Annotated in this window: 33 protein-coding genes; all 33 read right to left on the minus strand. The window is 29.1% G+C overall.

From position 1 onward, the window contains the following. Nucleotides 1-22: 22 nt before the first annotated feature. Nucleotides 23-454, minus strand: a complete 432-nt coding sequence (locus AVBRAN12637_RS07375; RefSeq protein WP_239803442.1) for a hypothetical protein — start codon at nt 452-454, stop codon at nt 23-25. Then, nucleotides 435-1,640 carry a hypothetical protein gene (locus AVBRAN12637_RS07380; RefSeq protein WP_239803441.1) on the minus strand — a complete coding sequence of 402 codons (1,206 nt, stop codon included), beginning with the start codon at nt 1,638-1,640 and terminating at the stop codon, nt 435-437. Before AVBRAN12637_RS07380 ends, AVBRAN12637_RS07375 begins: the two co-directional genes overlap by 20 nt. 1 nt (nt 1,641) lies before the next feature. Beyond that, nucleotides 1,642-2,595, minus strand: coding sequence for a hypothetical protein (locus AVBRAN12637_RS07385; protein ID WP_239803440.1), 954 nt, complete (start codon nt 2,593-2,595; stop codon nt 1,642-1,644). Then, nucleotides 2,588-3,172 (minus strand): hypothetical protein, encoded by a 585-nt coding sequence (locus tag AVBRAN12637_RS07390; RefSeq protein ID WP_336615603.1) that lies wholly within the window; start codon nt 3,170-3,172, stop codon nt 2,588-2,590. The genes AVBRAN12637_RS07385 and AVBRAN12637_RS07390 overlap by 8 nt, the downstream gene beginning before the upstream one ends. Further along, nucleotides 3,169-3,537, minus strand: coding sequence for a hypothetical protein (locus tag AVBRAN12637_RS07395; RefSeq protein ID WP_239803438.1), 369 nt, complete (start codon nt 3,535-3,537; stop codon nt 3,169-3,171). The genes AVBRAN12637_RS07390 and AVBRAN12637_RS07395 overlap by 4 nt, the downstream gene beginning before the upstream one ends. A gap of 16 nt (nt 3,538-3,553) precedes the next feature. Further along, nucleotides 3,554-4,768 (minus strand): phage capsid family protein, encoded by a 1,215-nt coding sequence (locus AVBRAN12637_RS07400; protein WP_239803437.1) that lies wholly within the window; start codon nt 4,766-4,768, stop codon nt 3,554-3,556. A gap of 12 nt (nt 4,769-4,780) precedes the next feature. Beyond that, the gene (locus AVBRAN12637_RS07405; RefSeq protein WP_336615604.1) at nt 4,781-5,362 is read right to left on the minus strand and encodes a hypothetical protein; all 582 of its coding nucleotides are present in this window, start codon (nt 5,360-5,362) and stop codon (nt 4,781-4,783) included. 99 nt (nt 5,363-5,461) lie between these two features. Then, the gene (locus tag AVBRAN12637_RS07410) at nt 5,462-5,740 is read right to left on the minus strand and encodes a hypothetical protein (RefSeq protein WP_239803435.1); all 279 of its coding nucleotides are present in this window, start codon (nt 5,738-5,740) and stop codon (nt 5,462-5,464) included. Next, nucleotides 5,715-6,326, minus strand: a complete 612-nt coding sequence (locus AVBRAN12637_RS07415; protein ID WP_336615605.1) for a helix-turn-helix domain-containing protein — start codon at nt 6,324-6,326, stop codon at nt 5,715-5,717. The genes AVBRAN12637_RS07410 and AVBRAN12637_RS07415 overlap by 26 nt, the downstream gene beginning before the upstream one ends. After that, entirely contained in the window at nt 6,323-7,891 is a 1,569-nt protein-coding gene (locus tag AVBRAN12637_RS07420) for a hypothetical protein (RefSeq protein WP_336615606.1), read from the minus strand. The genes AVBRAN12637_RS07415 and AVBRAN12637_RS07420 overlap by 4 nt, the downstream gene beginning before the upstream one ends. Next, complete coding sequence (locus AVBRAN12637_RS07425; protein ID WP_336615607.1) at nt 7,881-9,413, minus strand: CHC2 zinc finger domain-containing protein; 1,533 nt, start codon at nt 9,411-9,413, stop codon at nt 7,881-7,883. Before AVBRAN12637_RS07425 ends, AVBRAN12637_RS07420 begins: the two co-directional genes overlap by 11 nt. Then, nucleotides 9,410-10,630, minus strand: coding sequence for an RAD55 family ATPase (locus AVBRAN12637_RS07430; RefSeq protein WP_336615608.1), 1,221 nt, complete (start codon nt 10,628-10,630; stop codon nt 9,410-9,412). The genes AVBRAN12637_RS07425 and AVBRAN12637_RS07430 overlap by 4 nt, the downstream gene beginning before the upstream one ends. Nucleotides 10,631-10,632: 2 nt before the next feature. Continuing rightward, nucleotides 10,633-11,004 (minus strand): hypothetical protein, encoded by a 372-nt coding sequence (locus AVBRAN12637_RS07435; RefSeq protein ID WP_336615609.1) that lies wholly within the window; start codon nt 11,002-11,004, stop codon nt 10,633-10,635. Nucleotides 11,005-11,042: 38 nt separating this feature from the next. Further along, nucleotides 11,043-11,264 (minus strand): hypothetical protein, encoded by a 222-nt coding sequence (locus AVBRAN12637_RS07440; RefSeq protein WP_336615610.1) that lies wholly within the window; start codon nt 11,262-11,264, stop codon nt 11,043-11,045. Then, nucleotides 11,261-11,569, minus strand: coding sequence for a hypothetical protein (locus AVBRAN12637_RS07445; RefSeq protein ID WP_336615611.1), 309 nt, complete (start codon nt 11,567-11,569; stop codon nt 11,261-11,263). The genes AVBRAN12637_RS07440 and AVBRAN12637_RS07445 overlap by 4 nt, the downstream gene beginning before the upstream one ends. A 12-nt stretch (nt 11,570-11,581) precedes the next feature. Beyond that, nucleotides 11,582-12,019, minus strand: coding sequence for a single-stranded DNA-binding protein (locus AVBRAN12637_RS07450; protein ID WP_336615612.1), 438 nt, complete (start codon nt 12,017-12,019; stop codon nt 11,582-11,584). Between the two features lie 60 nt (nt 12,020-12,079). Continuing rightward, on the minus strand, nt 12,080-12,487 hold the full coding sequence (locus AVBRAN12637_RS07455) for a hypothetical protein (RefSeq protein WP_336615613.1): 408 nt from the start codon (nt 12,485-12,487) through the stop codon (nt 12,080-12,082). Beyond that, nucleotides 12,447-12,641 carry a hypothetical protein gene (locus AVBRAN12637_RS07460; protein ID WP_336615614.1) on the minus strand — a complete coding sequence of 65 codons (195 nt, stop codon included), beginning with the start codon at nt 12,639-12,641 and terminating at the stop codon, nt 12,447-12,449. The genes AVBRAN12637_RS07455 and AVBRAN12637_RS07460 overlap by 41 nt, the downstream gene beginning before the upstream one ends. After that, entirely contained in the window at nt 12,625-13,164 is a 540-nt protein-coding gene (locus AVBRAN12637_RS07465; RefSeq protein WP_336615615.1) for a hypothetical protein, read from the minus strand. Before AVBRAN12637_RS07465 ends, AVBRAN12637_RS07460 begins: the two co-directional genes overlap by 17 nt. A 1-nt stretch (nt 13,165) precedes the next feature. After that, on the minus strand, nt 13,166-13,570 hold the full coding sequence (locus tag AVBRAN12637_RS07470) for a DUF3310 domain-containing protein (protein WP_239803423.1): 405 nt from the start codon (nt 13,568-13,570) through the stop codon (nt 13,166-13,168). Between the two features lie 12 nt (nt 13,571-13,582). Continuing rightward, entirely contained in the window at nt 13,583-13,819 is a 237-nt protein-coding gene (locus AVBRAN12637_RS07475; protein ID WP_239803422.1) for a hypothetical protein, read from the minus strand. Then, nucleotides 13,807-14,469 carry a hypothetical protein gene (locus AVBRAN12637_RS07480; protein ID WP_239803421.1) on the minus strand — a complete coding sequence of 221 codons (663 nt, stop codon included), beginning with the start codon at nt 14,467-14,469 and terminating at the stop codon, nt 13,807-13,809. Before AVBRAN12637_RS07480 ends, AVBRAN12637_RS07475 begins: the two co-directional genes overlap by 13 nt. Nucleotides 14,470-14,554: 85 nt before the next feature. Further along, the gene (locus AVBRAN12637_RS07485; protein ID WP_336615616.1) at nt 14,555-15,202 is read right to left on the minus strand and encodes a hypothetical protein; all 648 of its coding nucleotides are present in this window, start codon (nt 15,200-15,202) and stop codon (nt 14,555-14,557) included. 11 nt (nt 15,203-15,213) lie between these two features. After that, complete coding sequence (locus AVBRAN12637_RS07490) at nt 15,214-15,384, minus strand: hypothetical protein (protein ID WP_239803419.1); 171 nt, start codon at nt 15,382-15,384, stop codon at nt 15,214-15,216. Between the two features lies 1 nt (nt 15,385). After that, entirely contained in the window at nt 15,386-15,727 is a 342-nt protein-coding gene (locus AVBRAN12637_RS07495) for a hypothetical protein (protein ID WP_239803418.1), read from the minus strand. After that, nucleotides 15,720-16,310: a hypothetical protein gene (locus AVBRAN12637_RS07500; protein ID WP_239803417.1), complete on the minus strand. Its 591-nt coding sequence runs from the start codon at nt 16,308-16,310 to the stop codon at nt 15,720-15,722. The genes AVBRAN12637_RS07495 and AVBRAN12637_RS07500 overlap by 8 nt, the downstream gene beginning before the upstream one ends. After that, nucleotides 16,310-16,942: a hypothetical protein gene (locus AVBRAN12637_RS07505; protein ID WP_239803416.1), complete on the minus strand. Its 633-nt coding sequence runs from the start codon at nt 16,940-16,942 to the stop codon at nt 16,310-16,312. Before AVBRAN12637_RS07505 ends, AVBRAN12637_RS07500 begins: the two co-directional genes overlap by 1 nt. Further along, nucleotides 16,929-17,240 (minus strand): hypothetical protein, encoded by a 312-nt coding sequence (locus AVBRAN12637_RS07510; RefSeq protein WP_239803415.1) that lies wholly within the window; start codon nt 17,238-17,240, stop codon nt 16,929-16,931. Before AVBRAN12637_RS07510 ends, AVBRAN12637_RS07505 begins: the two co-directional genes overlap by 14 nt. A 10-nt stretch (nt 17,241-17,250) precedes the next feature. Then, a complete protein-coding gene (locus AVBRAN12637_RS07515; RefSeq protein WP_239803414.1) occupies nt 17,251-17,433 on the minus strand; it encodes a hypothetical protein in 183 nt (60 codons plus the stop codon). A 122-nt stretch (nt 17,434-17,555) separates the two neighbouring features. Further along, complete coding sequence (locus AVBRAN12637_RS07520; RefSeq protein ID WP_239803413.1) at nt 17,556-17,708, minus strand: hypothetical protein; 153 nt, start codon at nt 17,706-17,708, stop codon at nt 17,556-17,558. Between the two features lie 10 nt (nt 17,709-17,718). Further along, complete coding sequence (locus AVBRAN12637_RS07525; RefSeq protein ID WP_336615617.1) at nt 17,719-18,429, minus strand: hypothetical protein; 711 nt, start codon at nt 18,427-18,429, stop codon at nt 17,719-17,721. A gap of 54 nt (nt 18,430-18,483) precedes the next feature. Beyond that, nucleotides 18,484-18,687, minus strand: a complete 204-nt coding sequence (locus tag AVBRAN12637_RS07530; protein ID WP_239803411.1) for a hypothetical protein — start codon at nt 18,685-18,687, stop codon at nt 18,484-18,486. A 10-nt stretch (nt 18,688-18,697) separates the two neighbouring features. Next, nucleotides 18,698-18,865, minus strand: coding sequence for a hypothetical protein (locus AVBRAN12637_RS07535; protein WP_239803410.1), 168 nt, complete (start codon nt 18,863-18,865; stop codon nt 18,698-18,700). Between the last annotated feature and the right edge of the window lie 192 nt (nt 18,866-19,057).

The raw sequence follows: 19,057 nt of genomic DNA on the forward strand, positions 1-19,057 counted from the left end.
AAATGCAAATTTAAATTTAGTGCTATAAATTATCTTTTTTTTGCTTAAAAAACGCGCTTAAACCTTGATTGAGTGCTTTATTATTTGCGTCTTCTCTTGCGTATATTCTATGTCTTTGTTCTCTTTCTAAAGCAGCCATTTCTTTTCCAAACTTTTTCCGCTCTCTTGCAGCCATAAATCCACCAACTACACCTGCTATACCACCAATCGTATTAACTGCACCCATTGCATTAGCAAAACCCTTGCTAGCAAAAAAGTTAGTGTTATTATTAGCTACATTACCACTGCCACTAAAACTAAAGCTATTTTTTGAAAAGCTATCATACCCAGCATTTAATGGAGAATAGCCTAAACTCTGCCATAAATTGTAATCATTGTTAAAATTAAACGGCTCTTGCGTTGGCATTTTTGAGCCAAAAAAGTTTTTAGTAAAATCATTGTAAGTATCGTTCATAATATTTAAGCTCCTTTTCTTTTAGTTTTAATTGTTCTTCACTTACAGGAAATGTTACACTAGCTAGTATTTTGCCAATTCTTGTAAATACTGTTAGATTAGTAGTTCCAAATTTTGCTGATAAATCTTGCTTAGCATTATATAAATCAACTAAATGGTTGTATTCGTTTGCAACATTTATATACATATCTTTATTTGAAAATTGCTTTATACTGGCAATACCAAAAACACTATCGACCTTTAAGGTCTTTTCAAAAAAATCATCATAAACATTTAAAGACTTATAAGATAAATAAGGCTTTAAATCTTCATAATTTTTAGCTTTTTCTTCGCTTTCATTTAGTGCTACGAACCACGGATTTTTAGTATTCATATAATCATATTCAGCGTTTCCTATGCTGAACTCATTATACTTTTTGCCACCTGCAAACCACTCGTATAAATTAAAATTAAGTGCTTGATTTAAAAACAAATCATTAGCTTGTTTTTTCTCTTCTTCTAAGCTTTGCAAGTATTTTTTATATTCTTCTAGTTGCTCTCTTAGTTGTTCTTTTAATTCTTCGTAGTTTTTATAGCTTACATATCCATTGTAAAACATATTCACGCTATTTATTGCATTATATGTAGTTATTATGCTTTGACTAATTCCAAGTGAGCTAACGAAAGCTCCTACACCATAACTAGCCAAAATACCTGCACTAACACCAACTATTAAAGCTATTTCTTCTCTATATTCTCTTGCGTGTTTTAAAATTCCCGTATCTGCTAAAAAGCCTGTGGTAACATTTACTGCAGGTCTTACGATTAAATTACCATTCCCAAAACGATAATCAGCATAAGCTACACCTGCAGCGATTAAGTAAGGATTATATGTAAAAACTCCTGCTATGATTATTGCAGCTGAAGCTACTAAATCAAGTGTGGTAGTTAATGCTTGTCTTATGTGTCCTGTGAAAACGCCATCAATTATAGAACCTAGTGCCTTATCAGCATAATCAACAATGCCTGTTCCAATAGCTCCTGCACCGCCTAAGATTTTTCCTACATCACCGCCAACTTTTTTACCAACCCAAGTTAAAGCTTTGCCTGTCCATTTAACAGGTGCGGCAACAATATCAAAAACAGGTTTAGAAATTTTCTTTACTGTTTTTGCAATAGCTTTTCCAATGCTTTTAAAAAAACCCATTTTACACTACACTTAATTTATATTCTTTTATAATATCTTTTTTAAATTCTACTTTTACAATGTAGTCTTTTTTGCTAGTTATCTTAAAGCTAGTCGCAAAACCACTAAAAATTAACTTATTATCCAAATAGATTTTTGGTGTTATACTAGCATCAGAACTTAAAACCATAATGCTTATAATTTCATCTAAATTAGGCGTATAATTACTAATTAATACATTATAATTATCAGCCTTTATGTTTGTGCTAGGCGTATTTAAACTAGCATTTGCTTTTAGCGTTTCGGCTATTATCTTATCAAACTTGCTAGTATCAAGTGCAATGTTTTTGCTCTTCGCTAAAATATCTTGAATACTATTTAAAATATGCGTATAAAGGCTAGTTCCTGCTTTATCATCTAATTTAACCCAATCTTTACTAAGTGCTATTTGCATAAATTGAATTAATAGCTCTCCAACTTTTACACGCAAGTTATCATCTGCTGTTTTATTAAGTGTTTTAATCTTTTCAATCTCGCTTAAAATCTGCACTTTTAGTAATTCAAGTTGCTTGAGTTTTGCTTCTAAATCTGCTAAAGCACTTTTTAGCTTTGCTTTTTCTATATCTTCTTGCTGATTTGTTAAGTTAATTTGAGCTTTTACTAAATCTTTCTCAAGCGAGAGTTTGTTTATTTGCTCTCTTGCCATCTCGCTTTGATGGTATGTATTTTCTTTTTTTGCCTTTTCTTCTTCGTATGATATGCCTACTCTTAAAGCACTTTCAGCAGCAATATTTAGTGCTGAAGTGACTATTTGAGAAAGAAATGAAGCCGCAGCTTGAGCTTTTTCCATCTCGCCTAATTCATCACTTTTAATCTCTTCTAAAAAAGCTTTTTTGCCTAAGTCAATGAGTTTACTTTCGCTCATTACTTCTTCAATCATTTTAAATCTTTTTATAAATAATTCAGTTTCAAACATTTTTATATCTCGTTTCAATTAGTTTATGCTTGTTATTTAGTAGGTTCTTGCATCTAAGTAGCTCAAGCTCGTATTTTTGGCGAAATACTTCTGCTTGTTCTAAGCTTTTACCTGTGCTTAGTAGCATTTCTTTTGCTAACATTAGCGTTTGATAATAAAGTGCTTTTTCGCATATTAGTGGTATATTTATATAAGTATCACTTGGCATTACTTCATCATAAAATGAGTAAATCATCTTAGCCTTAAAGCTAAAGTTTGCAAAAAAATCATTAGCACTTAAAATAATTGCGTTTTCTTTAATGCTTTTATTCGCATAATATAAATAAGAATATATTTTTACATTCTCATCATTATTTTTAACTGCCAATAATTTTATAAAATCGCTTGGAAAGGGGTATTCAACCCCTTTTTTAAGCTCACATTCAATAGTTTTTACATTTAAATCAAGTTCGCTTGAGATGACTTTTAAAGCCATATTGATATAAAACAATATTTTATCTTCATCATAATTGCTCTCATCTTTAGCAACTAATTGATTTAAAATAAGACCTACGAAATGAGCTTTATTAATCATCACGCAAACTCATAAACGCTTGATTGATTAGAAACTAAATCATAAGATACAACTAGCTTTCCTTTAGTAGGAGTGCCTTGTTTAATACTAATGTATAAATGCTTAGTTTCTTCCATTACATCATAAACCGAAAGCTCCGTTAAGTTGTTTTTAACAGCACAATCAATATCGCAAATTAGCTCTTTGTTGTTCTTGTCTTTAATCACTGCTAAAACTCCTGTTGTTTCACTTGCTTCTTTTGTTAGAACTTTTACAGCACCTATGAAATAGCCATTTGGAAAGCAACCAATATAATGTTTTTTATCAGTTGCTAATTCTTCAAGATTTATAATTCTAATTACTCTTTTTGTGTGTTCGTGTATTCTCATTTTTTCTCCTTTTTTTTTAAACTTCTGCACCACTGCTAAAGATACCGATTACGCCGTAATCTTTACCATTGCGTGGGTTTTTATTAGCTTTATTACTTGCGAAAAATCTTACTTTTTCAGCTACTAGGATTTTTTGAATTCCTATCATTAGTTTTCTTGGGTCTTGTGGGTGTTCTTTTATATAAGTTTTTACTTCTTGGTCTGCAATATGCACTAAGGCACTTGCACCTAAAAGACAACCGATGGCAACCTTGCAATTACCACTACCTTTATAATCACTTAAAGGTTTAATCGTATCATCAGGCAAGTTCTTTAGATATTTATTGATTATGTCTTGGTCTGTGTGTGAGTTTGGCATTCCGCCACCATTTTCTCCATCCCAATTTTTCATTACCATTAAAGGGCAACCTTTAACTCTAACTCTAAAGCCTGTTAAATACGGATGATTATCTCCCCTTGCTACTGCTTGTTCGTAAAGTGCGACATATCTTGGGTCTTTTAATAGTTGTCTTTCTTGAGTTCTTGAAATTACGATAATATAGTCTTCTTGTATGTATTCAGCTCCACCTGCACCTAAGTTTTGTTTGCTAAGTTTTATTGGGTCAAGTGTAAAGCCTTTTTTATTATCGCCATCATAGTATTCGCCATCTCTTGCCATATCAATAGCTCTTTCTAATACTGCAAGAGTTAAAAAATCATCTGCTTCAATTGTCTTACATACTGCACTTATTTTTTGATTTTGACTTGGTGTTTTTACTCCATTTGTTTTATCTGCAAAAACTGCATTTGTAAAATTGTGAGTAAGATTTGCCATTTGTGTTTTAAGCGTATGTTCTCCTAACCAATCACTAAGTTGTCTTTTAGCTTCTGCTACATAATCAAGTCCTGTCCTAGCACGATAAGGCTCAATCTCAAGCTGAACTGCTTTTGTTAAAACTTGCGGTGTGAATTGTTGTGATAAAAACGAAATCTCTGAAAGCTCTGAAAACATATGCGTATTACCATATTGAGCGTCGCCATCAATTAAGCCACCCAATGGAATTGTTAAAGGATTTAATGTGTTAGAGATTATAGTTCTAATTGCTCTATTTTTTCCTGTTCCCATTAAGGATAGTAATGGGTTTTCTGCTAAATATCCTATTTGTAAATCATTGCTGATTTTTTTAGCTACTAATTCATCGTTAAAATAATCTAACGCTTGTTTTGTTGTGGTTATAATATTTTTATCCATTTTTTTCTCCTTTTAATCAATATTCATTACATCGTATTGTTTATTATTGCTATCTAAACTACCATCATCGTTTAGGTCGTTTAGCTCCTGTGGTAATTCTTTGCCCTTACTCTGTGGCATTAACTCATAAGCTGCTAGTAGCCTATCTGTTGGGTCTAATTGCATTAATTCAGCTTGTTGTCTTTTTGTTAGGTCGTGTTCCATAAACTCCATTACTACTTTTGCATTCGCCTTTGGGTATTTTGCGAGCAATTTTTCTTCCGCAGCTTTTATTGTCTCTTCAATGCCTTCATTTTCTAATTGGATTTTAAGCTCATCGTGTTTTGCGATTTTTGGCTTTAATTCCGATTTTAAATTCTCTAGCTTTGCTTGTTCGTAACTTTCTAAAAAAGCAGCTAAATCATTAAACATTAGTTGCTGCTGTTCTTCGCTAATGTTTGAAGCAAACTTTTTAGCAAAATCTTTATCAATAGCAGCTCTACTCTCGTTTATTTCTTGCTCTAAAGCCATAATTTGTTCTTTAGTGCTAGGTGCTTGAGCTTGTGTTGGCTTTTGTGCCGTTTTTTCGTTTGGTGCTTCGTTTTCGTTTGGCATTTGCTCTCCTTTTAAAAATTTTTAAAAAGAGTAGCAAATTTTAAAATCTCATTTTAGTGCCATAAATTTTTTAGCTCATTTGCTAAAAATATATCTTTTTCACTCAAATTCGCTAAAAATTGTCGCAACGATACCTCTAATATCTTGCTTTTTGAAGTATTTTTGCTCTTCGCAAGTCTTTTTAAGCTCTTTAACTTGTTTTTTTGCATATAAAATATGCAACTTTTTCTGTAATTTTCTTTCATATTCTTTTCCTTTGTAAAAATCAATCGCTAACTCGCACAAATACGAGATACTAACTCCATAATATCTAGCAGTAATTTTTAAATCATTTAAGACTTTTTTATCTATACTAAATCTCGGGCTTCTTGATTTCATTTAACATTCTCCTAAGTTCATCACTACTAAGCTCTGCTAGGTTTTCACTACTTAAAATATTGTTATTATTTAGCTGGATTGCGATACTTGGCACATCTTTTCCGTGAATGCACTTTTTGACACTTTCAGCTATACTTGCAGCAGTTGCAAGGGCATTTATTACTTCTTTTTGTTCCTTTAAACTTGTGGCGTGTTTATATAACTTCACTGCACTTGCCTTGCTCATATACATATACTCAACTAGTGTTTTATCTATCATTTTTGAACTCATAGCAGTGAGTAGTATTTCATCGCTTGTAGTATCTATTATGCTTTCATCAAATAGACACTTTTTATTCTCAAATTGTGTTATAAGTTCATTTTTTACATTTTGTTTTGCTGCGTCTATTTGGCTCATTATTGCACCTTGCACGAGTTCATTTCTATCTACATTTACACCCACGCTTGCTTGCTCCCAATTTTCATTTTTAATCCAATAATAAAGCGTTTTTTCGCTTATATTGAACTCTTTTGCTACATCTTTTACACTGCATAAATGCGTTTCATAATATGTCCTTGCTTGGATTTTTAATTCTTTTTTATTCATATTCTCCACCCCCTTTTATATCTATAACTAATATCGCTTAAAGTATTTTTTGAATTATTATTATCTAGTGGATAAACTCCATCTAGAATAAGCATTTTAGCTATGCAATCAATTACATTATCTGTATTATTTTTTTTGCTAGGGTCAAATGCTAGTAATTCTTTAATCGCTTGTTCTTTATTTAAGCAAGTGTGTTTGAATTTTAAAAAGCCTGTATTATAAAGTGGGGCTAAAGCTTGGATTTGATGATTTTTACTTTCTTTAGTAATTGGCTTAAAGCCTTGAACAATATTTGTTAAAATAGCTTTACCATCACGCCTAAACTCGGTATTCTTTTTATTTATGTATTTTTGTAATTCTCTATGAAAAGTTATTCCACCACCAGCTAACTCAATAAAAACAGGTGCATTTGGATAGCGTAACATCATTGTAATTGCATTCTCGCAAAAGTCTTCTAATTCCCACTTGCCGTGAAGAATATCTTTTACGATTAGCAAGGTTTGATTATCTTCATTTATGCTTATACCACTTGCCACTATTGCTCTATCATCAGCCGTTTTAGAAGTGCTTTCTGCGCTATCTATTATAATGTAGTCGTTTTGGCTAGGCATATCAAAATCATTTATGTAAGATAATTTCTCTTTTTCAAAAAATCCTGCTTCAGTAATTACAGGGTCTTGTTGCATTTGGGTATTAAATACTACTTCGCCCATTTCTTCTTTATCTCTTAGTAATTTTTCTACAGGTTTTAAAAATGGGTTTAAGGCTTCTTGTTCTTCTCTTTCATAAAAAAGCTCTAATTCTTCATCATTATTTATTGAATGCGTAATTCTTTTTTCGTTTGGCATAAAATAATAAGTCTTACGCTCATTTAAAGCTTGTAAGCAAATATGATGAAAGCCATCTTTGTCCTTTAATCTACCTACTAAATCATCTACGGCTAAGCGTTGCATAATAATTACAACGAAATTTGCTTCATCATTTTTTAAACGAGATAAAAGTGAGCCTGTGTAATACTCTTCTACATTGTTTTTAGCCGTTTGCGAATAGCATTCAGCTGCTTTTAATGGGTCATCAATAATTAAAGCATTACAATGAAAGCCTGTAACAGCTCCACCAGTAGTAGTTGAAAACATTCTACCACCTTTATCATTTGTAATATTAAATATTTCATCACTTACTAACTTAAAATCAGCACCTAAATTGCGATATACTTTAGAATTAATAAAAGTCTTTACACTTAAGCCACCATCTTTTGTTAAATCAGCTCCGTAAGTTGTATAAATAATCTTAAAGCTAGGGTCATTTAGCCATACGAATGGAACGAATGATTTTACTATTTGTTCGCTTTTTCCGTGTGATGGTGGCTCATTTATTATAAGCCTATCAATTTGACCTAACATACAAGCTTTTAAGTATTCAGCAATATAGCCGTAATACCAGCAGTCATTAAACTTTTTATTATAAAAGTTTTCAAACTTATATCGCATAAAATCCACTAAGTTCTTTTTAGCCAATTCTCTTTTTATAAGTTCTGCTTGTAGCACATTATATTTATCTAGCATTTAGTCCTACCTTTGCATTTAGTTTTTTTATATCTTCTTGGATTTTTTGAATTTGTTTTGCTTTATTTAAAGTATCTAAACTTTTATTTGTGGCTATTTCTTTTATTAGCCATTGTGAGTAATCTTTTAATTTATAACCGATTAAAAACTCCAAGTTACTTTCTTTATTAGCATAAATGCTAATTTCTGCTAATTCGCTCTCATCTAAGCTTTGATTTGTAAAGATTTTTCTAGCACTATCAAAAAAATCTAAAAAATGCACTTCTTTTAAATAAGTTTTCGTGTATTCTAAATGATTTTTATCTTCTAAACATTTATTTAAAATACTTGCTTCTATTTCGCTTTTTTGTTTTATATTAGGTGTAGTTGTAGGCTTTTCGCTTTTTACACTAAGAGCGAAATACTTTATATCTAAATTGTAAGTTTCGCATATTTTAGTTCTATAAAAGCTCTTTAGATAGTTTGAGCTTACTTGCTCTAATATGCTTTTAATATTATTAATAATATTTATATTATTTTCGCCTTTTACATATTTTAGCATTTCGTTTTGACATAAAAACAATGCTAATTCTTTTGTCTTTATGCGGCTTAAACATTCACTATCTTTTAATAATAATTCTCCTAAGTCTTTACAACCTTTAAAATCAATTATTCCAATCTTGCAAAACTCATTATTTATATAAGTTCTTGCAACTTTTAGGCTAGTTTGTATTCCAGCATTATCGTTATCAAACAAAAATATAATATTATTTGTTAGATTGCTAAGCCTTTTTATATGAAAATCATTTAATGCAGTGCCAAGCGTTGCAACTACATTCTTAAAGCCTTTTTGATGAGCTAATATCACATCAAAATACCCCTCTACAATAATTACGCTATTTTGCTTTTTAATATAATTCGCATTTAGCCCAAATAAAATTTGTGATTTTTTAAAAAACACGCTTTCAGGGGAATTAATGTATTTTATTTTTGGATTTTTCTCAAGGCTTCTAGCACCAAATCCAACTAATTTTGCATTATTAAAAATAGGAATTATTAAGCGATTATTAAAAAGATGAAGCTTTAGTTCATCTTCTTTTTTAGCATAGTTTAGTCCAAACCCAAGCTTAAAAGTCTTTATGCTTTCTTCATTTATTCCACGCTTTTTTAAATATTCTTTGCATTCATCATTGAGTGCGTTTTGATAAGTATTTAAAGCCTTTTCTAAACGCTCATATTTTTCTTGATTTTGACTTGAACTTTTACTCTCATAAGTAGTATTGTAATAACTTGCGATATATTCACAAGCACTATTAAAATCACAATTTTTTATATGCATTACGAGTTTAAAAGCATCAGCACTTGCATTACAAGTAAAGCAATAGCCAAAATTCTTATCAGCATTTAAAATAAAACTAGGGTTTTTATCAGCGTGAAATGGACACTGCGTCCAAAATCTAGTGCCATTTTTTGCTACATTAAGCCCTAGCGAATTTGCAATATCAAAAATATTTAATGTATCTTTTAGCTCTTGTAGGTTCATAAATCTTCTACCTTATAAACAACCTTATTCTTATCAATAATTCTTTCTCCAAACTTACAAGTGTTCGGATTAAATTCAACGTGGTATTTATCGTGTGCTCCACTTTGTTTGTTCTTTTGAACGATGATATATCTTTCAGTTGGCTTTATTGTTTTATTAACTTTTTCTGTTTCAATACGAATTATTATTTTTGCTTCGTGAGCTCCTTTCTTTGTCCCAGCAGGAGTCTGCGTATCTGTCTTACTCGTCTGAACTATTAAGATTATACAAATATCTAAACTATGTGCTAGTTTTGCAAGGGTGCTAAATTTGCGGCTTTCTTCTTCTTCAAGGCTTCTTGCTGTGTGGGTTTCTATTCTCATTTGACTATCAATCAAAAAGAACTTTACATTATGTTCTTCATAAAGTTTTCTAATATGCATTGCTATATCATCAAGCCCATAATCTTCATCAATTACAAATAAATTATTAAAGCTCTCACTCTTGTAAAATGGTGTTATGATTTTTGGCTTTTCTTGTGCGTTTTCTTGCATTTGTAGATTGTTATCTACATTCATTTTTAGCTGAATGTAGTCTCTTTTTAAAAACTCAAAACAAAAATAAGCAGCTCTGTGTTTAGCTTTTGCAATATGCTCTATTACTTGTAAGCCAAACATACTCTTTCCTGCTTCAGGCTCTCCGTTTATTAAAATAAGACCACCTGTTTGAAAGCCACCTTTAAAGCACCTATCAATAACGCTAATTCCTGTCGGATACAAGGTCATTGTTTTTATTTCTTCGCTCATTTCATAATACAAATCAGCTGCTGTTTTATAAATCATCGTTTTTGGAACTTTGATTAGATTTATAATGTCTTCATAACTTAATAGATTGCCATTTTTACTAGCGTCAAGTAGTTTTAACGCTAGGTCGTTTTGAGCTTTTAAGCATTCTTTTTTATTTAGATTTTTTGCAAAATCTAAATAATTAAGCGTAGGTTCTGTGCTAGTAATTGAATAAATCCTATCAATTACTTGCTCTACTTTTAACTCTTGTGCGTAAAGCACAAGAGTAACCAAGTCAATTTGCTTACCATCTTCTACGATTTTACAAATTAACTCGTAAACTTTTTTATTTATCAAATCTTCCCAAACCTTATCGTTTAAAAATTCTTTTGTTTCAAAAAACGCTTTTTTTATTTGAATTATGCTATTTAATAATATTTCTTCATTATTCATTTTTACTCCTTTATTAACAACTCATCGCATTTATCTTTTGCGCTTAGGCTAAGCTGCATTAGTTCAAGCTCACTAAATAATTTGCTCTCACTTGCTATTTTTAAAATTTCGTGGATTAATAGTCTTTGTTCTTTGTAAGTATCGCAATCAGTTTTTATTGCGATATTTAGTGCTTGAATAATGCTAACTCTTGCATTAATCTTCGCAAACAATCTTGCGTAATCAAGATACAGCACTGCGTTTGGGTCAATTTCTAGCTCATTAAGATATAATTTATCTTTTACTAATCTTATATCATTAACTGCTAGAAAGTTAATGTTTTCATCCTTACAAACTTTTAATAATATTTCTAATAATCTTTCTTTATCACTCATATTTACTCCTTAAAATACATATAAAAATACATAAAATTTTATGTATATTTTTTTGCAATTTCTTTTATTTCATTTAGCGAGTTTGCTAATAAGCATTCTTCATAAAATCTTTTTGCTTTAGCATTAAAACTCACAACTCTTCCTGTATCATCTATTAGCTCATCGTTGTTAAAAAAGCTATAACTAGCTAATATTTTTTGCTTATCATTTCTTATCCTAACTACCGAACTAATTCCGTAATTTATTAAATTAATTCTCATTTATACTCTTTTCTAAATTCACAATCTTTTATAAGTTCTTCTAGGATTTCAAGGCATTTTTTGATATAAACTCTCCTTGGTAACTCTAATTTGTTCTCAAAAACTTCAGCGTTTGTTTTAATAAGTAATGCAATTTTTGGCAAAAGCAAAATAAATATATATTCAAGTTTTTTACCCTTTAATTTGTATATATAAATATATAAATTAACTAGGCTTGAGTGATAATTAGCTAAATCGTTTTTTTTGATAAAATTAGCAATTAGCTTTAACTCGTTTATTATGTAATTTAAATTGCTTTTTGTCATTTTTTCTCCTTATTAAAATGGAACTTCGCTTTCTTCTTCGCTTTGCTGAATGGCTGGTTTTTCTTTAGGCGTGTAGTTTGTTTGCCTTGTTTGTGCTTGTTTTTCTTGCGGCTTATCTAACAATTGCCACTTAAATACTTTTATAGTGTCTTGGCTTCTTTGTTCTCCGTTCTTGTCAGTATAATAGTCTATTTGCCACTCACCAACAATTGCTATTCTTTGACCTTTACTAGCCCAATTGCTAAAGTTTTTTGCTTCATTACCAAATAAAACAAAATTAAAAAATAATGGTGTTTGAGTGTATTCAGGCTTTGTTTTACTTCTATCTACGCCGTTTATTTCAATCGCTATTGTATTATTTGTATAAAATACATCTTCATTTAATCCACTTTGCTTATTAAAAAGCTCTACATCTTTTACTATTCTTCCTACTAAATTAAGTGTTACCATTTTTTATCCTTTTTATTTTTAATGTGAAAAGGACTTTTACTTACTTGTCAAAAAAAGGGATTAAATTAAGACTAACAAGTTTTTTAAATCTTGCAACAATGCAGTATCTTTTAAAACATATTTAAAATCGTAAGCTAAATGTTTTTTAATATCTTTTGTTTTTACGCTTTTAGAAGCTAAAAAATGCTTTGTGTTTTGTGAAAACTTTTCTAGCTCCTTTTTATCTAAGTTATTCAATGCTTGTATAAACTTAGGGTAGGCTATTTTTTCTAAGCATTTTTTATAATAAAATATTCTTTCTATCTTATCAATCATATCTTTTAGCCTAATTATTAAAGTTCTCATATCTCCTGCATTAAATTCTTTTTTAATATTGTTAAAAGCTTCGTGATTAAAATCTAATAATTCACTTAGTTTTAAATACTCTCTATATATTTGTAGGTTTTTTGATAGCTTCTCTAAGCTCATTTTCTATCCTTTCTAATCTTGCTTCAATACTTGTTAATTTGTTTAAAACTTCGCTTAAATCAACGCTTGTGTTTATTTTGTTTTTAAGCGAATTAATGCCATTTTCTATATTTACAAGCTTTTGCTTTGTCTCAAAATTATTTATAAAACTCATTATCTAGCCTTTCTTTTATTTTGTTTAATTCGTATAAGCATTCGCTCATTTTTTTACCAAAAACCTTATTCGCTTCAAGCTCTAGGATTGTTTTATTGCCTAGCAAAACATCATAAAAATATACATCGTATATTTTTAAGTTATATTCTTTATTTTTGTATTCAAAATAAATCTGTGGCTTAGTATTTTCAACATACCAAGCAAAAAAGCTTTTGCTAACATCTAAATCATTTAAACAAATTTGTTTGTTTTCTTTATAGATATAAAACTTTAGCTCTTTACTTTTGTAGAACTTTTCTAAGGCGTTTTTTATTTGTAAAAACGCTTCAGGTTTAGTAAGTTTTCTGTATCCATATAGCCTTAATTCTTCATAAGATAAATCAGCGTTGGTTTTAAAATTAATATTGATTTCTTTTCTTAGCTTTTCTTGTAAATCTTTATCGTTTATGCCTTTTAAGTTCTTAAAAAGCGTTTCATAATCCATTTGATTTAAAAAATCAAAAATATCTTTTAACTCTTGCATTTTAGCTCCTTAATAAATACTCTAAAATATCGCAAACAATTACATAACACATTTTTTTATTTTCTGCAGCGGCTTTATTTTTAGCCAAATAATCTCTTGCTTCTTTTTCGGTTATATTTGCATTCCAAATCTTAGTTAAAATCTCTTGTTCTTCTGAATTAGCTTTAAAACTTTTAAATAATTTATAAAATAAAGCTCCATACCTATATGTAGTTTGTTTATCTATATTATTTTCTAAATTCTCCCCTTCTTTTTTGCCATATCTTTTTTTATACTTTATAACATTGCCTTTGCAAAAGCCGATTAATTCATCTAAGGTTAATTCTTTTTGTATTTGTAAAATCGTAGGTTCGCTCTCATTGTCGTAATGAGAACAATCACTATTCAAAATTGGGTGTCGTTTCATTGTTTTTCCTTTCTAATTTTGTTTTAAATTCTTTTCAATTTCATTAATTAAAAAAAACGCTTGAATGTAGCGTTCTTTTAAAAACCTGTTTTGTTTTAATGTGGTGCAAAAAATATAAAGCTCATTTAAAAAATCAGCCTTGCTAAACTTTTTATGAGTTAGCTCATAGCTAATTAGTAAATCGTATGATTTTTTTAATTGTGGGTTTTTTATATTTTTTGCTTTTAGATATTCATCTATGCTAAGCATTTAATCATCTTAGCTTTATGCCATTTTTTGATTTTTTCAATACGATTGTTTTCTGTTGTGATAATGAAATAAAAATAATCTTCATCTTCTTTATCGTATTTAATATCATCTTCTTCCCAAGCGTAATAAAAACTAATGATTAATTCTTTTGCTTCTTCTTTTGTATAAGTTCCAAAATCTTTAATAAACTTACCTAAACTCTCATCATATTTACCACTTCTGCTTTCTATCTCTTTTACCTTTTCTTTTAGGCATTCATAAGGGTTATAGTTCATTCTTTGAATTATTCTTATACTAACTTCAATAAGTCCTTCAATACTAGCTAATGCTAACTCGCTTTTAAAATCAAGCTCAAGTCCTGTGTATTTTGTGCTTATCATATTTGCTAGATTATCTATCAAATGTCTTAGCGAAGCAGCACGCTTATTACTTAACCCAAACTCTTCTAACTCTTTTACATTTAAACAATAAATTACTATATCGCATAATTCAGCGACCCTTTCATCGTCATCTTTTGCTAGATAATACTCTCTTAGCTCATCTAGGATATTCGGCACGAAGCCTTTTTGCTGACTTTCATAACTTAAATACCTTTGCTCTCTCCACTTATCAAGCCTTTGCTTAATCTCTTTTAATTCTTCATAAGTCATCTTTTTTTCCTTTCTTTAAACAATACTCGCCCTTTTGGGTGTTTTATAAAAAAACATTATTAAATAAGGGGAATTTGGGTGTGTGTTAAATCAGTTTTATTGTAAATAAATCTTTAAGTTCGGTTTTTAATTCTTCTAATTCATCAACTATATCACTGCAATCGCCTGATACCGAATTTACACTATTGTGTGGAATACAATCTACACTTTCAATAGTTTCATCAAGCTTTTCTAATAACTCATCTAGTTTTGTTTTAGAAATTGCTTGTTTTGTTTGAAAATCTTGCGTTTTTGCAAGCGATATTACTTTACTACATAATGCTTTGTTTTCTTCTATACGTAGTTCATTCCATATCTTTTTATAAGTTAAATCCTTTACTCTTTTTTTATCTTCTTCGTTTGTATCTGGGTGTCCATCAAAAACAATATCTAAATCAATAGGTCTATAGTTTTTCACATCGTATTTTAAAAATATCTTATCACTAGATACATCAAAAGCAAAACTAAGCTCATTATTAAGTAGTTTTATACTATTAGGAATTAGCTTATACATTAAATCTGCTCTTAAAATTTTTTGTGATATTTGCTCTATTTCTTCATCGCTATAAAGCCCATATTGAAAATACTTAAGGTTTTTAGTAGTTTCTGCCTTATCTAAGCAATCAGCCAACTCTTTTTTAAACTCTTCATCATTTTTTGCTATCTCCAATAATCTCTTAAATCTTTCTAACATTTTATTCCTTTCTAAACTTCTTCTGCTATTAGCTTTATATCTATTGCTTTTTCGCTAAAAGCTTTTATTTCTTTAATTTCAGCTTTTATTCCGTAATTTTCAATATAAAAATAAAGCTTAGGATTTGTATTTACACAATCAATCTCGGCTTTAAGCTGCTTTATAAATTCTTTAAGCTCCATATCATTCTCCTAATTGTGGTCTTTTTCTACTATACATATTATGAACTTTAACTACGATATTCTCAAACTTATCGTTACTATTAAGGCTTTCTTTGGCAAGGATATTTCTTAAGTCTCGTAATTCTATATATCCTTTTTCTTCAAGTCTTTTTAGTGTTTTATAATGTTTTTTAAAATCTATATTTCTGCTTTTTGCTATCTTATAAAGATTTATAGGTTCGCTTATATTGCTTAAAAACACCAAAAAACTATAAAGTCCTAAAGCTTCTAAATCTAAATCCTTATCGCAAATGATTTCACTATCAACCATCGTTGCTCTTTCACAAAAACCTTTACTAACCATTTTTTATCCTTTTTAAAAAATCTTTTATAAATTCACTCGCGGTTTTGCTATCTGTTAAAATAAGTAACGCTGAAAAATCACTCATACTATTGATATATCCAGCATCCATATCTGTAAGCTCGTTGTATTTTTTGCACCCAACTTCTTCCACCAAACGCTCTGCATCATTTACACCATAAAAGTCTAAAAAGTTAATACATTGTGGCTCTTTTTTATCAATATAGCCAAAACAAAAGCTCCATTCAAATGGGTCAACTAGCTCTTTACTCATCGGTTCTACAATGCCACTTAAAATATAGCCATTTAAGACTTTTGTTATGAACTCATAAGCAAACTCTTTTCTAATTTTACTATCTAAGCTATTTATTTTATGGTATAGGTCGTTTTGTAAAGGTATTAGTTTAAACTTAGCTCCAATATCAAAATAAAACCAACCTTCATACGCATTAAATTCAGCTCCTATAGAAGAAACTTCTTTTTCTTTTTGGCTATATAATTTGTTTTTTCTAATCTTTTTTAGCTCATCAATTTGCTTTTTATAATGTTCTATCCACCAATCTTTTAAATCTTTTAATTCTCTCATCACTCATCCTTATCCCAAACAAATTCAAAATACTTGTTTATTTGGTTGATTTCTTCTATTACTCTAACGACTAATTCATAAGGCGTTTCATTCTCTTTAATATGCCTTACCCAATAATTTTCTAAAAATTCAACCCTTGTTCTATCTCTATTTGTATAATCTAATAAAAATCTCAATTGCAAACAATCTGTTCTTAAAATACGCTTTATTACTTCATTTTCAAAAAAGTAATTATCTTTACCTGATTTTAAAAGTCTTGGGTCAGCATAGTCATATCCATAAACTTTCCCTATTTTTTCCCAATACTCAATAACTTCTTTTAGTTGTTTTTTACTTATCAATTGGATTTTTTCTCTTTTAAAATCTAAATAAGTAGATTTTAAATAAGCAATAAGTCCGCTAAATACTTCTTGCCTTTTGCTTTCTTCAAGCTTTCTGTAGGCTAGTTTGATATTCATAGGGGTATAGCTTTTAATATTTAAAATATTAGATAAATAACTAAAATAAATATCCTGTTTTATCTTGTGACACACTATTTCATCTATATGGCTGAAGAAAAAGCCATCAGCTCCTGCTTCTTCTAAATCCTTAATAAATTTTTCTATATTTTCGTAATCTCTATTTGGAAACATCTTTTATCCTTTTAGTTTCATTCATACAATGCAAGGCTACTTCTTTAAAGCATATAAAACCTTTATGATTTTGTAATACAACTTTAAAATTATCTTTATATAAATCATCTAGTGAAGTCTTTATCCAATGTTTTAAAAAGATATTTAATGTTTTTGCCCTTGTTTTAGATTTATAAACCCTAATAAGTCCTGCAACAATGATAGTGTCATATGGTCTTGTAGGAAATATATCTTTACTACCTTGAAATGTTTTAATTAATAATTCTTTTAATTCCAAAATCATTTGAAAATCTTTCATTTTTACCCTTTCAGCCAATTAGGAAATAATTATGATTTCCTACTTTTTCATCATCAATCATTAGTATTGCTTCTTCAAGCACAATATCTTCTATTATTCTTATACTATTCTCGTTTTCTTTTAAAAACACTTTGTAGTTTCCATAAGCATTTTGTAATGCAACTAATTTCTTTATCAATTCTTCTATTCTCATACTTTTTCCTTTAAATAATTTAAACAATAATCGCCCCTTTGTGATTTTTAAAAAACATTAAAATAAAGGGGAGAATTACAAAATAAGCAACCACCGAGAAAAACTCGGTGGTTCAAAACTAATCAATAAGCAGCTAATATTTCTTTAATTCCTGCAGCGATAAAAAATATCGCAAATATAAGTAAAACTAAAAAATCTATCTTATCCTTACGACATCTAAAAGCAGCATAAAGATAACCTAATCCACCTAATAAATACATAATTACTATATCCATTAACGCTCCTTTAAAAAAAACCTTTAAGTAGTGATTCTCGTATTATATCAGTATTATTTTCATTTACAATTTGCTGTTTTTCTTGCGTTTTTTCAATTTCACAAAAAATCCTTTTAAATATCAGCTTACAAATCGTGCTGTAGTATAATTCTTTATTTTGTACTACTTCATAATATCTGTGATGACTTCTTTTTTCATTTTCTCGTTCTATATTAAGTTCTTCAAATACAAGACCCAAATCAAATCTACCAAAACCTAAATCATTATCAACTATCTCATTCAAATTACGAATATTAGTTGACTTATTTTCACGCCTTGCTATTAAATAAGAATAAAATCTATAAAAACACATACAAAATATCATAGCTATTTGCCTTGTAGAAAATTCTCCTAGCATATTTTTAGCTTCAAAATACTTATAAAAGCTTTCTTCTTGTTCAAATCTTTTTATAAGTTCATCACTCATAAATACATTAAACGCATTATGAAGATCTACAGCCATTAATTCTACGAACTTTATTTCATCTTGCAATGTTAGTATTGTATTATTAATCCCAAAAATTCCTTTACCTTCTACAACAAACTCATTAGGAAGTAATTTTTCTATCAAGCAATAAATCTCTATAGCTTTTAACGCTTTTTTATCTGCTAAATTATATTCACTTGCCAATTTTTTTAATTCTTCTTCATCAGTTTTAAACTTTAACTTTACCTTTACCATTTTCTATCCTTATTTTTTTTAAACAACAAGTTTCTAGCCTTTGCCAAGCACCTATCAAAAAAACAAAAACCCTAAAATAAAGCAAACTATCGCTACAAATAATATAGCTATTGCTTCTTTTAAATCTTTTCTGTCTTTATCAATCCTTCTTTCATTACCACTAGCTAAGGCTTTTTTATAGTCTTCGTAAGTCAAAACAACAACACAAAAACATATTAAAACCATAGCCACTAATATCCAAGTATCAATAATTTTCATTATTTGTCCTTTAAACACATTTTATAAGATAAATTAGTCCTACAACACACAAAATATAAACCTTAATTTTATTTTTAGATAGTTGATTTTCTTTTGATGCATATTTATCTAAGATTATAAGTGTTAAACACATTAAAACCATTAAAGCAACTTCAAATTTTATTAAATACCAAATCATCTTTTATCCTTTTTTATACAAGGCAAGTTTTTAACTTGCCAACTATTTTTTATGAAACAAGATAAGCATTTTTGAAAGTTTTTAAAGCGTTTATTTTTTTAATGTGAGCGAATTTTGTGTTTTAGCTTAAAAGCACCTAAATACCGATATTTCCACCCCTTTTTCCCAATTCCGAATTTCTATTTCAAATTC

This window comes from Campylobacter sp. RM12637 (assembly GCF_020137645.1).
Taxonomy (GTDB): domain Bacteria; phylum Campylobacterota; class Campylobacteria; order Campylobacterales; family Campylobacteraceae; genus Campylobacter_E.